At 68.7% G+C, this 12,253-nt stretch carries 13 protein-coding genes; 5 read left to right on the top strand and 8 right to left on the bottom strand.

Annotated features, from left to right (window positions below):
• Window positions 1-146: 146 nt before the first annotated feature.
• Window positions 147-392 (top strand): hypothetical protein, encoded by a 246-nt coding sequence (locus CAP_RS10850; RefSeq protein WP_044239492.1) that lies wholly within the window; start codon window positions 147-149, stop codon window positions 390-392.
• A 35-nt stretch (window positions 393-427) separates the two neighbouring features.
• Window positions 428-1,975, top strand: coding sequence for a serine/threonine-protein kinase (locus CAP_RS47825; RefSeq protein WP_231511303.1), 1,548 nt, complete (start codon window positions 428-430; stop codon window positions 1,973-1,975).
• A 49-nt stretch (window positions 1,976-2,024) separates the two neighbouring features.
• Here the strand turns inward: CAP_RS47825 and CAP_RS10840 are convergent, their stop codons facing one another.
• Together CAP_RS10840 and CAP_RS53515 are read right to left on the bottom strand one after the other, a co-directional pair.
• Window positions 2,025-3,326, bottom strand: coding sequence for a citrate synthase (locus tag CAP_RS10840; RefSeq protein ID WP_044239490.1), 1,302 nt, complete (start codon window positions 3,324-3,326; stop codon window positions 2,025-2,027).
• Window positions 3,327-3,434: 108 nt separating this feature from the next.
• Entirely contained in the window at window positions 3,435-3,764 is a 330-nt protein-coding gene (locus tag CAP_RS53515) for a hypothetical protein (protein ID WP_231511302.1), read from the bottom strand.
• Window positions 3,765-3,866: 102 nt separating this feature from the next.
• On the opposite strand from CAP_RS53515, the gene CAP_RS53510 reads away from it, so the two are divergent.
• Complete coding sequence (locus tag CAP_RS53510) at window positions 3,867-4,115, top strand: hypothetical protein (protein ID WP_231511301.1); 249 nt, start codon at window positions 3,867-3,869, stop codon at window positions 4,113-4,115.
• A gap of 352 nt (window positions 4,116-4,467) precedes the next feature.
• Here the strand turns inward: CAP_RS53510 and CAP_RS10830 are convergent, their stop codons facing one another.
• Complete coding sequence (locus tag CAP_RS10830) at window positions 4,468-4,803, bottom strand: HU family DNA-binding protein (protein WP_044239486.1); 336 nt, start codon at window positions 4,801-4,803, stop codon at window positions 4,468-4,470.
• A 306-nt stretch (window positions 4,804-5,109) separates the two neighbouring features.
• On the opposite strand from CAP_RS10830, the gene CAP_RS10825 reads away from it, so the two are divergent.
• Entirely contained in the window at window positions 5,110-6,114 is a 1,005-nt protein-coding gene (locus CAP_RS10825) for a PEGA domain-containing protein (protein ID WP_197041118.1), read from the top strand.
• 136 nt (window positions 6,115-6,250) lie between these two features.
• On the opposite strand, the gene CAP_RS10820 is transcribed toward CAP_RS10825, so the two are convergent.
• From CAP_RS10820 to CAP_RS10800, 5 genes are all read right to left on the bottom strand, one after another.
• The gene (locus CAP_RS10820) at window positions 6,251-7,207 is read right to left on the bottom strand and encodes an NAD(+)/NADH kinase (RefSeq protein ID WP_044239483.1); all 957 of its coding nucleotides are present in this window, start codon (window positions 7,205-7,207) and stop codon (window positions 6,251-6,253) included.
• On the bottom strand, window positions 7,204-7,869 hold the full coding sequence (locus CAP_RS10815; RefSeq protein ID WP_044239481.1) for an NUDIX hydrolase: 666 nt from the start codon (window positions 7,867-7,869) through the stop codon (window positions 7,204-7,206). Before CAP_RS10815 ends, CAP_RS10820 begins: the two co-directional genes overlap by 4 nt.
• 68 nt (window positions 7,870-7,937) lie before the next feature.
• Window positions 7,938-9,068: a UTP--glucose-1-phosphate uridylyltransferase gene (locus CAP_RS10810; RefSeq protein ID WP_044239480.1), complete on the bottom strand. Its 1,131-nt coding sequence runs from the start codon at window positions 9,066-9,068 to the stop codon at window positions 7,938-7,940.
• A gap of 117 nt (window positions 9,069-9,185) precedes the next feature.
• Window positions 9,186-9,905, bottom strand: a complete 720-nt coding sequence (locus CAP_RS10805; protein ID WP_044239479.1) for a CPBP family glutamic-type intramembrane protease — start codon at window positions 9,903-9,905, stop codon at window positions 9,186-9,188.
• 1 nt (window position 9,906) lies between these two features.
• Window positions 9,907-10,983: a decaprenyl-phosphate phosphoribosyltransferase gene (locus tag CAP_RS10800; RefSeq protein ID WP_231511299.1), complete on the bottom strand. Its 1,077-nt coding sequence runs from the start codon at window positions 10,981-10,983 to the stop codon at window positions 9,907-9,909.
• A 304-nt stretch (window positions 10,984-11,287) separates the two neighbouring features.
• Here CAP_RS10800 and CAP_RS10795 point away from each other — a divergent pair, with 304 nt between their 5' ends.
• Complete coding sequence (locus CAP_RS10795; protein ID WP_044239475.1) at window positions 11,288-12,253, top strand: AAA family ATPase; 966 nt, start codon at window positions 11,288-11,290, stop codon at window positions 12,251-12,253.

Here is a 12,253-nt window from a genome sequence, read left to right as displayed (position 1 = left end):
GATTCCCTCCGGACCCAAGGAATGATGCTATCCGGTTGCAAGTAGCTGGCCAACTGGGCACCTGACGACCCCGCCCCCACCGCGAGTTATCCTGTTCGACCCACCGGCCAGCCGGATGTCCACACCGCGCGACAGATGCTGCTAGGATGCCCCGCGAGGTGGACATGGCGTCTCCTGGCTCATGCGGCCCGCACACCGAGCTGCTCTCGAACGAAACCCTGCGCGTCACCCGTTGCCCCTGCGGCACGATGCACGTGACCCTGCTGCGCTCCGGGGTGACCGTGCGGCTCTCCTCCGAGGCCTTTCGCAACGTCGCCTCCGGCCTGAAGTTCGCCGCCGACCGCCTCGACGAGGGTGACGCCCCCCGGCTCGGGCTGACCAGCATCAACTAGAACCCGGCAGAAACGGGACGCGGAGCGGCTTTCGCGTGAGCTACGACGACGACGCGGAGAGCTGGGTAGGCCAAACATTCGCTGGTAAGTGGCGGATCGAGCGCGTGCTCGGCATCGGCGGCATGGGCGCCGTGCTGCTCGGCCGTGGCGCTGACGGGAGCGCAGTCGCCCTCAAGGTGCTGCACCCCGACCTCAATGCCCACCCCGAGGTGAGAAAGCGGTTCCTGCTCGAGGGGCACATCGGCAACACCCTCGGCGGGTCGGATCCCCTCCCCGGCGTCGTGCGGACCCTCGGCTCCGGAACCACCGACGATGGCACGGCCTACCTCGCCATGGAGGTCCTCAACGGAGAGAGTCTCTTCGACCGGATGGTCCGGCTCACGACCATGCCCCCAGCAGAGGTCCTGAGCATGGCCGAGCAGGTGCTGGACACCCTGAGCGTCGCGCACGCCCGCGGCGTGGTGCATCGTGACCTCAAGCCCGAGAACATCCATATCGGCGCCGACGGACAGACACGGCTCCTCGACTTCGGCATCGCCCGCGTGCTCGATGGCCTCCAAGGCATGCCGGAGAAGACTGCCACCAAGACAGGGATGATCCTCGGCACTGCGACCTACATGGCGCCGGAGCAGGCCACGGGATTGATCAACGAGATCGATGGCCGCACGGACCTCTTCGGCCTCGGTGCCACCATGTTCCGTCTCCTGTCCGGGCGCCCCGTTCACGGCGACCTGAGCGACACGATGGAGATCATCGCCGCCGCCACGGAAGCACCTGCTCCGCTCGCCACCGTTGCGCCCAACCTCCCCCCCGATGTGGCGGCCATTGTCGATCGCGCCCTCGCGTTCGTGAAACACCACCGCTACCCCGACGCCGACACCATGCGGGCCGACGTGCACGCCGTCCGGGCAGGCCAGCCCGCCCCCTATGCGCGCGCCGTGCTGGAAGGCAGGCTCCATCCCGGCCAGCGCATGGTCCTCGCCGGCCCCACGCCAGCCTCTCGCGTCGCCCCCACGTACCCTGAGTCCGCTGCCGTCATGCCTGCAGCCGGACCTCCCGCCGCGGCCTCGGAGCCCGGCCCCCGCCGTCGCCCCGCACCGGCTGCCACGGTGCTCGGCCTCGGCCCCGCAGCCGGAGCTCCACCAGCAGCAGTGTCCCTCCCCGCCACCGCACCCCCGGTGATGGCGTCGGCAGCCGTGTCTGCCGTGGAGCCCTTGCCAGCCCCGAGCGCCTTTGCAGCGGCCTCGCCGCCCGCACAGGCTCCCCTGCACATCGCAACCTCGGCACCTGCTCCGGCACCGGTTGCGCCCACAGCCCCACCAGGGGCCGTACCGAAGGCACATCCCAGCGTGGCAGGCCCCGCCCCGGCAGGCGCGATTCCTTCAGCTCCCCGACCAGCCGCCACGTGGATCGAGCCGAGGGTCGAACCGAACCTCGGTGGTGTCAGCGCACCGGCCCCGAGAAGAACGGCCCAGGCGCGACGCGGCTTCTCGGGCGGACAGCTCGCGCTCCTCGTCGGCGGCGCTTCCCTCGCACTCGGGATCCTGGTCGGAGTTCTGCTGATGATTCTGAGGGCTGGCTGAGCAGGCGGGGGTGGGCCTGGTCGCCCACCCTCACGGCTGCATCACTGGCTCACGCGCGCTCATCGAGCGGCACGTAGTCGCGCGCGGTCTCACCGGTGTAGATCTGCCGCGGCCGACCGATCTTCGTGCCGGGGTCCTCCATCATCTCCTTCCAGTGAGCGATCCAGCCCGGGAGACGGCCGAGGGCGAAGAGCACGGTGAACATGTTCTTCGGGAAGCCGATCGCCCGGTAGATGATGCCGCTGTAGAAGTCGACGTTCGGGTACAGCCGGCGGTCGACGAAGTACGGATCCTTCAGCGCCGCCTCTTCGAGCCGCTTGGCAATCTCGAGGAGCGGATCGTTGATCCCGAGCTTGGTCAGGATCTTGTCGGCCGCCGAGGAGATCAGCCGCGCCCGCGGATCGTAGTTCTTGTAGACCCGGTGGCCGAAGCCCATCAGCCGGAAGTTCGAGGTCTTGTCCTTGGCGAGCTTGACGAACTTCTGCACATCCCCGCCGTCGGCGTGGATGGCCTCGAGCATCTCCACCACTTCCTGGTTGGCGCCGCCGTGGAGCGGGCCCCACAGCGCACAGATGCCTGCAGCGATCGACGCGAACAGGTTGGTCCGCGCGCTGCCCACGAGCCGGACCGTCGAGGTGGAACAGTTCTGCTCGTGATCCGCGTGCAGGATGAGCAGCAGGTTCAGCACCTTCACGATGTCCTCGTCGATCTCGTACGGCTCCGCCGGCACCGAGAACATCATGTTGAGGAAGTTCGCACAGTACGACAGCGAGTTCTGCGGGTAGGCGAACGGCTGTCCGATCGACTTCTTGTACGAGAAGGCCGCGATGGTGCGCACCTTCGACAGCAGCCGCGCGATGGTGATGTCGATCTGCTCCCTGTTGTCCACGTCGATCGCCTCCGGATAGAAGCTCGACAGGGACAGCACCATCGCCGACAGGATCGCCATGGGGTGCGCCGTCGACGGGTAACCGTCGAAGAAGCGCTTCATGTCCTCGTGGATCAGCGAGTGGCGGGTGAGCAGCGTGGAGAAACGGGACAGCTCTGACCGGTTCGGGAGCTTGCCGTAGATGAGGAGGTACGAGGTCTCCACGAACGTGGACTTCTCGCCCAGCACCTCGATCGGAATGCCCCGATACCGAAGAATGCCCTGCTCTCCGTCGAGAAACGTGATGGCACTCTTCGTCGACGCCGTATTGACGAAGGCGGGATCGAGACAGACGTACCCGGTCTGCGTCCGGAGCGAGCCAATGTCGATCGACTTCTCGTTCTCGGTCCCAGTGATGACGGGCAGCTCGATGGTCTTCTCTGCACCACCATCGTTCAGCGTTAGCTTCGCACTCTGTTGCACGCTCACTCCTTTCGCCGCAGCGCGGCGTACGCTATCACGAAGCACTAGGACGGCCGAGCAAGGATTCTTGGTGCGCCGAGGGAATTAATGGGACGGGTCCAATCGGTGCTACGGGGGGAGTTCGCCAGCCACCCACAGGCGGCGCAGTTCGCGGAGGAAGTGGCTCGCGTCCACACGCGGTACGCAGACGAGGTGGTGGCGCGCTTTCAGCTCTGCCCCTTCCTGCGTGATACCGCGAGCGGATTCGGCCGTTTCTGCGTACTGCTCGACAGGGAGCCGCACCTGGACACGGCGCTCCTCGCTGCGCGTCAGGCCGACAGCGCGGTGGTGCACCTCGTTTTCCCCTGCGTCCAGACCCCACCAGCCGTGTTCGAGCGCTTCGCCGCCCGCTTCGGAGATGCACTTCGCCGCGGCACGGCAGAGCCGCCAGCGGTTCAAGGGCCTGCCTTCGTCTCCTCGGCGAGCAACGACGCACCCGTCCTGGCTTCCTTCCACCCGCGGATGGCTGGAGATGGGTCGAATTCACACCGACTGGTGGGCTTGCTGCGTCGAGCCCCCGACCCCTTCATTCAGCTCATCCCTGCTGGTCTCAGCGTGGGAGGCACCGTGCTCGCAGGCGCGGGCATCGATCCCAAGGAAGACCGTTCAGAGCTGCTCTACGCCCGTCTGCGCGGCGCTGGTGTGGAGCAGATCGAGACGGTCATCCGCGCCATCCAGGCAGATCGAGAGGCTTCCTATCAGCGCTTCCTGGAGGCTTTCGGCCTCGCCCAGACAGCGCCCCCCGTCTAGTACTGCGTACCCTGGTGCAGGGACCTTCGGTCCCTACGCTCCCGATGGTCGCTACCCCGTTACTTCGCTCGAAGGCCGAGCCAAGAATCCGGGACGAACTTGGGGAACGGAGTACTAGCCCCTCGCAGCCCCTGCGCTCGGGCCGCAGTGCTCGGAACCGCCCCGCGGCCGCACGGCAGGGGGGCTCTCAACCCCCACCGCCTCACCGCTCAGGACGCGTTCCAGCCGCGTTCAGGCTCCGTTCAAGGCCCATCAGGGCCCCACCCCCCGCGCGCCACCGGAGCTTTCCGAAACGTGCTGCCGCTCCAGCCCGTCACCGTCTGGAGGCAGGAGACCTCTCCTGCCTCCTGGTTCAGGCCACGGAGTCCTTGATCGCCTTGATGGGCCGTGCGCGCACCGACTTGCTCGCGGGCTTCGCCGGGAACGTCATGGGCTGCTTGGTGAAAGGGTTCACGCCCTCACGCGCCTTGGTCGCCGGCTTCTTCACCACGCGGAACTTGGCGAACCCCGGCATCGTGAACACGCCAGTCTTCTTCAGCTCCTTGTAGGCGATGTCCGTCAGGGACTCGAGGATCGCCTTGACCTGCTTTCGGCTCAGCTCGCCCTCGGTCGACTCGACCACGGCGTTGATCAGCGCGCTCTTGCTGAGAGCCGTCACCTTCTTCCCATCGGTCTTCTTGCCAGCCATGTTCGTCTTTCCTCCGGAGGATTTGCCCTCTCGCGCGTCAAACACAATCACAACGCACGTCTCAGATCCAGAGCGTAGTCGTCGATCAGCGCACGAAACAGGCTGGTTTTCGGCCGCCATCGCCCCGATGGAGCGAAAGGCTGGATCGAACGAGAGGAGGTCGGACGCCCTGACCGGGGCCGAAATCCCACGGGAAAGTGGCCTCATTCTTGCCGTGAGACCTCGCCTCGATCCGGATCGCGCGCCTCTCGGCCACCCTCCACAGCTACCTCCTGCCCGACCGAGATCCCGGATACGATGAAGGAGATGCGACTGCTTCGTGCCCTCCTTCTCTCGGCCGCCTGCGCCGCGCTCGTCTCCATCTCTCCACGGCCTGCAGGTGCCCAGGTGAACTCCCAGCGGCGCGCCGAGGCACAGAAGGTCGCGGCCCCCGGGCAGGTCGCTCTCCAGCAGAAGCGTTTTGCGGAGGCGATCGAGCCGCTGCAGCGTGCCGTGGCCATCGACCCCGGCCCCCTCCTCAGGCTGGACCTCGCCCGCGCATTCACCGGGGCCAAGCGGTTCGTCGAAGCGAACGCCATCCTTCAGGAGATCGCCAACGGCCCTGCCGAGACCCCCCTCGCCAAGGGTACCCAGACCACGGCGCGCAAGCTGCTCGCCGACCTGGGCCCTCGCATTCCAGGGATCCAGGTGCTGGTGAGCGGCCCGGCTCCGAGCGCCGCCCGGATCCTCATCGACGGGAAAGAGACAGACGCTCGCTCCGAGGTGCCCCTCGATCCCGGGGAGCACACCGTCCGGGTCGAGGCGGAGGGGTTCACTTCCGCAGAGCGCCGGCCAACCCTCGCCGAGGGCGAGCACCTCCGCGTCGAACTCACCCTGGAGCCCGACGCGGCCGTCATGAAGAAGAAGGAGGAGGCGGCGAAAGCCGCCAGAGCACTCCAGCCCCTCCCCTCGTCCTCCAGCAAGCCCCCCCTACCTGCCCTCATTGCCCTCGGCGCAGGCGCTGCTGGCGTGGCAGTGGGTTCCGTGTTCGGAATCCTCGCCTTCACGGGGACCGCTTCCACGAAGGACCACTGCGCTGGCAATATCTGCCCCAACGAGCGCGACGTCGTGGATTCCCGGGACGCTGCCCTCCGCAACGGGACCATCTCCACCGTGGGTTTCGTGGTGGGCGGGGTCGGCATCGCCACCGGCCTGGTGCTGCTCGTCACCAGCACCTCCTCGTCCAGACCCACCACGAGCCCAGCCCGCGACGCGGCGACGCTTCGACCCTGGATCGGCGCGGGCCAAGCCGGCGTGGTCGGCACCTTCTAGTACTGCGTACCCTGGATCAGGGACCATCGGTCCCTACGCTCCCGATGGTCGCTACCCCTGTGACTTCGCTCGAACGCCGAGCCGAGGACCCGGGACGAACTTGGGAAACGCCCGCTGCCGTTTCCCCGGCGAAGCATCAAGGCTCGCGAAACAGCGCCGGAGAGCCGGAGCCCCACTTCCGCTTCGTGGAAATCCCGAGCACCGTCAGCGGTTGAGGTGCGTGGGTCACTTCGAGGATGTCACCGAAGCCCACGTCCACGGAGTTCACCGCCCCGTCGAAGAACAGCTTTGCCTCGTGCATCTTGCTGCGCACGACGAGCTTGGTTCCGGGCGAAAGCAGAGCGTTCCGGAGCCGGTACGCCTCTCCATGAGGCGTGTAGGGCTCGCGCACCACGAGCTGCAGTTTGTTCGAGGTGAGAGGAAGAACGCGCCCCCCCGCCGAGCGCTGCGCCGCCGTCGACCCTGCAGCGGGGCCGATCCAGAATCCGCTCGACTTCTGCTCCTCATCCACCTTCCCGAGCTGCAACAGGTAACGCGACGTCGCCGCGGGTGAGGCATGACAGAACAGCGCCTCGTTGAGCACCCGTGACGTCACCACCCGCCCGTTCACCGTCACCTGCATGCGCGTGAGCACCGCGCGGCGCAGCGCCCCCTTCAGCGCCTTCTCGATCGCCGACGCCACCTCGCCGCTCCGCGCGCCGCAGAAGAACCCCACCGAGTGGTTCGGCGCGCTGTTGATGCCGAGGATGGGCACCTTCTCCACGCTGTGCGAGGCGCTCAACAGCGTCCCGTCCCCCCCGACCGTGACCACCAGGTCCAGCCCCTCTGCATCGAACGGCTGCGAGGACCCGCGCACCTGCAGCACCTCGGCGCCGATACGGTCGAGCGCCGCCCTCACCTCACGCACCGTCTGCTCGTGCGCGTCGTGGGACGCGCGCAGCCGCGCCACCGTGGGATCCCCTGCCTCCACCAGCCGACTGAGACGCGGATCCTGCTGCTCCTCCAGGTAGATCCGCCACGCCGAGCGCTTGACGACGAGCGCGATCCGCGACTTTGGCCGCAGGAGCAGCGGCATGCCCACCGGGTCGCTCATCCGATCTCCGCGAGCCGCCGCAGCGCGAGCTCCGTCTTCGCGTCCTCGATCTCCCCGCGGCGCACGAGCTCCAGCGCCTCCACGAGCGGCACCGCCACCACCTTGGCCCCACGCTCAAGCGGGGATCCATCCTCGGGGGGCTCGATCTGCCGCGCCGGGTCGACCTCGACATGGAAGAAGAAGTGCCGCTCCCCCATCACGCCAGGTGCCGGGAATGACGACGGCCCCAGCTCACCCACTGCCTGTGGATCCACCGCGAACCCTGCCTCCTCGTGAAGCTCGCGTGCCGCGCAGCGCCGCAACCCTTCCGGGCTCCGCTCGTCCACCTCCACGAGCCCCGCAGGCACCTCCCACATCGCGCCGAGCGTCTCCCGCTCGGGCACCGGCCACACGGCCCTGGGCCGCGCCTCCACGGGAGGCCGCAGCGCAGAGCGCAGGTACACGTGCACCTGACCCGCGGCGTCCCGGAAGTGGGGCACGATCACCACCGCATCCAGCCGCTCCCGCCCCACCGCGTCGTAGACGAAGGGCTCGCTCAGGGAGCCGTCCTCCATCTCCACCCGCAGCACGCGGCGTTGCAGGGAGAGAAACCCCGGCTCGTCGCGCGAGGCAACCGCCTCGACGAGCCGGAGCGCGAGCCGCGGAAGAGGAGGCAGGGGCATCGGCGAGCACCGAGCATAGCGCCAAACGAGGGGGAATACCCCGGTCAGGGCACTCCCTCCCCGCGCCTCTACGCGAGCATCCCGCGTGCCCGCGCGATGACCTCGAGCTCCGGCCGCCGCCGCTCGAGCTCCGCCACGTCCTTGACCGGCAGAAAACGCGAGGCCGCGCCCTCACGAGGGACCCGGAGCACGCGCGTCGGCAGCGCCACGGTCAGCTCGTTCAGGATGCGCTCGAACTGCACCGCCCGGCGATCACCCACCTGCTTGTCCACCTCGATGTAGGTCCACGCGAGCGAAAGCCCCTCCAGCGCCGCTGCGTCCACGAGGAAGGTGTTCGTGCTGAACACGGGGACCGAGCGCCCATCGAACCCGACCGGCAGCCGGAACTCCTCGACGACCACCGGCCGCCCATTCCAGCGCACCGGTCCCCCACCCTTGTCGGATCCGACCTTGTCCACCACCTCCACGCTGAGCGCCCCGCCATGCCCGAGGTGCCACCCCAGGATGACCGGATCCACGGAGGCCCCGAGGTTGTCCAGGTTGGCGATCCACACCGTGCGCCCGCCGCGCGCGAGGAACCGCTGGAGCAGCCCGCTCTTCCGCAGCGCGTCCGGCAGATCCCCGTGACCTGTCGCGTACACGCTCGGCTCTCCCTGATCGTCAAGGAACAGCGCCCCCTCGGGTGTCAGGCGCAGCGCCACGTGCTGCTCGAAGGTCGCGACCCGCTCCTCGGCACGCAGGCGCTCCCCCAGCGCTTCACGGATCGGCCCCTCCGTCGCCTCGCTGGTCATCAGCCACAGCGGCACGGGTGCGCCCGCCATCTGCGCCAGGTGCTCGTGCTCCCCGAGCCGCAGATCGAGGAAGGTCTGGCCGGGGAGCGCCTCCACCAGCGCCTTGACCACCCCGCCCATCCGGGTCGCCATCCCTCCCGCCAGGACGCACAGCGCCACCTCGCCCCGTCGCAACGCGGCGAGCCCCGCCTCCCTGCAGCGCGCGTGCTCCGGCGTCCCCTCCGCAGGCAGGTCCGCGATGTCGCTGGCCGCCGGGGGCTCCACGGTGCCTGACAGGCGGTTGCGCGCGTCGCGGTCCTTGCCCACCATGGCCGCCCACTGCGCCAGACGCTCCGGGTCGAAGCCCCGGGATCGCAGGCGTTGGAGCAGCGGATCGGGGAGAGCAGCGAGCTGGGCTTCGAGGGTCACCCCTCCGAAAAAGCACGGGGCAACCCGGGCGGCAACGCCTCTCCACCGGCTTGCGGCGTCGATGCGGCGTCGATGCGGCGTCGATGCGGCGTCGATGCGGCGTCGATGCGGCGTCGATCAGTGCAGGACCATCACCCACACATCGTAGAGGGCGTGCGTCCAGACTGCCGGCGCGAAGCCGCGGAACACGTAGATGGCGGTGAGGACCAGCCCGCACACCATCCGGAAGACGAACGAGCGCAGATCCCAGGGGTCTCCGAGGGGACCCACGTAGTGCCACCCCGCGAAGACAGCGGCGGCGAGGACCGCCCACCCCATCATGAAGAAGATGCCCTGCAGCCCCTTGCCGAAGACGACCTTGATCGCCAGCGCCCCCAGCCCGAAGAGGCCGACCCGGAACACGACTTCCTCGTAGAAGCCGGCCCCCATGGACATCACCACCCCCGTGAACACGCCGGTGCCCCCCGGTGGCCCGAGGCGCAGCGATCCGACCGCGTAGGCGCCGACGAAGCGCATCAGCACCGCATAGAGGGCGCCCTCGAACGCCACCAGCGCGAACCGCCGCGTCTCCAGCGCGTGACCGCGGCCCAGGATCCCGAGGACCACCACGAACGCCGCCCCGATCGACAGCGTGAGCCCTGCATAGAGCAGCAGGCTGTGGCTCGCCAGCGCCCGCAGCTCCGCCGTCACCGGGTCCGCCGCGTTGCGCACCGGGAGCAGCACGACCCCGAGGTGGTACAGCACGAAGATCGGCAGCGTCAGCGCCAGATCCGTGAGTGGGTCGCTCTTCGGAGGCGGTCGTGGCGCGTCTGCAGGGCGTGGCTCGGGTGTGGACATCTCAGGAAGGCCTCAGCCGGTACACGATGAAGATGACCTCTGCGACGTACATGACCAGGTTCAATACGAAGGGCACGTCGCGAAGCATCTCCTGCGTCGGGCTCTCTGCTTTGGGGCGACCCGCCACGAGCTGAAGGAACCGGAACACCCCGAAGAGCGGGTGAATGGTGGTCATCCACAGGTACTCGCTCTGGAAGAAGCTCCGGGTCGTGGGATCCAGCGTGTACGCAAGGTAGGTGCCGACCGTGGCCACACCGGTGAGGGCGAGCGCCACCGTCAGGGCCTGCGGGGAGTAGGCTTCCAGCGCAGAGCGCTGCTTGGCGGCGTTCACCCCCGCAAGCTCGTGGCGCCGCTTGCCGAACCCGAGGAACAGGGCGAGCAGCGCCGTGCACGCCACCATGAAGCCCGAGATGGGCGTCTTCGTCGCGAAGCCCCCCGCGAGCACCCGCAGCACGAAGCCGAGCGCGATGCACCCCACGTCGAGGTACGCGACCTTCTTCAAGCGGAGCGAGTACGCCAGGTTGAGGATGAAGTAGGCGAGGGCCGTGAGGAAGAACTCGAAGGGCCCGATCAAGGCCCCCCCGAGCGCCACGAGCACCAGGGCGACGGCCATCCCCTTCGCCAGCGGGAGAGGGACCCGGCCCGACGCGATCGGTCTGTAACGCTTGACCGGGTGCACCCTGTCGGCCTTCACGTCGACCAGGTCGTTCAGCGTGTACACCGCCCCGGCGAGCAGACAGAAGATCGCGAACGCCCCGAGGGCGCTCTTGATGATCGACGGATGGGTCAGGTGCTTCGCGAACACCACGGGCGCGAGCACGAAGAGGTTCTTCACCCACTGGTGAGGCCGGACCGACCGGATCATCCCCCGCACCCGCCAGAGCAGGCTCCCCTTCGGGGACTCGGGCAGGATCGGGGGTTCGGCGATGGGGTTCACGTAGGGCGGGTCGCTCTCGGGGACCCGCCCGGGGGGCGGAACGGCCTCGCTGCTGGGAGGAGGTGGAGTGGACGCGGCAGCGCCCGAGGCAGGTTGTTCGGCGACGTGGTGGGGGCGCCTCAAGGATCCCGAAGCAGTCACGGCGGCGAGCATACATGCCGGATCGCGGCCAGGCCATCCAGCGACAGGCAGCTCTCTTCCAGGCCTCGACCAGGGTCCATGCCCCGCAGCTCACCTCTGCGGGCCCTGCGGCAGCTTGCCCCATGTCCCCTCCACCTCGGCCTCCGGCACCCGTTTTCAGGGCGGATCACGGGCCTCGGGGGCGCGCGAACCCTCCTTCGCAGACCTCTGGCGCGCCGTGACCCTCCCCCCTCCTGCCCACTTCGCGCCGTGCCCCTTTGCATCGGGGCGGGCGCACCGCGGCCTCGTGCTACCATCCCCCCCGATGACATCGGCGCTTCCGGTCGCACGTGAAGCTTCACCGCTCCTGATGAAGCTCCGGGCTGCCGTGGAGCACGCCCTCGAAGGCAAACCTGAGGCGGTCGAACTCGCCCTCATCGCGATGCTCGCCCGGGGACACGTCCTCATCGAGGACGTTCCCGGCGTCGGCAAGACCACGCTCGCGCGGGCGCTCGCGAAGGCCGTGGGAGGAGAGCTCCGCCGGGTGCAGTTCACGAGCGACCTCCTGCCGAGCGACGTGCTCGGCGTGAGCGTGTTCGACCAGCGGAACGGGCATTTCTCCTTCAAGCCGGGCCCGATCTTCGCGAACGTCCTGCTCGCCGACGAGATCAACCGGGCGAGCCCGCGCACCCAGTCGGCGCTCCTCGAAGCGATGAACGAGGGTCAGGTCTCCGTCGACGGGACCACCACGTTCTTGCCCGAACCGTTCTTCGTGCTCGCCACCCAGAACCCCCAGGACTTCGCCGGCACGTTCCCCCTCCCCGAGTCGCAGCTCGACCGGTTCATGGTGCGGATCCGCATCGGCTACCCCCCGCCGCAGGTGGAGATGCGCCTCCTCCTCCAGGGCGGCGACACCGACCGGGCGCGCGGCGTCCCTCAAGTCCTGGACCCGGCGCAGCTCGTGGCCATGCAGCGCGAGGTCGACCGCATCGACCTCGACCCGTCCCTCGCGACATACCTGCACGCGGTGCTGATGGCGACCCGCACGAGCCCCACCCTCTCGCTCGGCGCCTCCCCGCGCGCCGGCATGAACCTGGCCCGAGCCGCCCGCGGCCGCGCCGTGCTCCAGGGGCGCAGCTACTGCATCGCCGACGACATCCACGACCTGGCAGTGCCGGTGCTGGCTCACCGCGTGCGCCTCTCGGCACACGCCGAGGGATACATGCCGAGCCGCGACGAGTGCGAGGCGGCCGTGCGCGATCTCGTCGCGCGGGTGCCGGTCCCGCTCTGA

Origin of the sequence: Chondromyces apiculatus DSM 436 (assembly GCF_000601485.1) — a bacterium.
In the GTDB taxonomy this organism is placed as follows: domain Bacteria; phylum Myxococcota_A; class Polyangia; order Polyangiales; family Polyangiaceae; genus Chondromyces; species Chondromyces apiculatus.
Note: the sequence above shows the minus strand (reverse complement) of the source record. Positions and strands in the feature narration are given on the sequence as shown.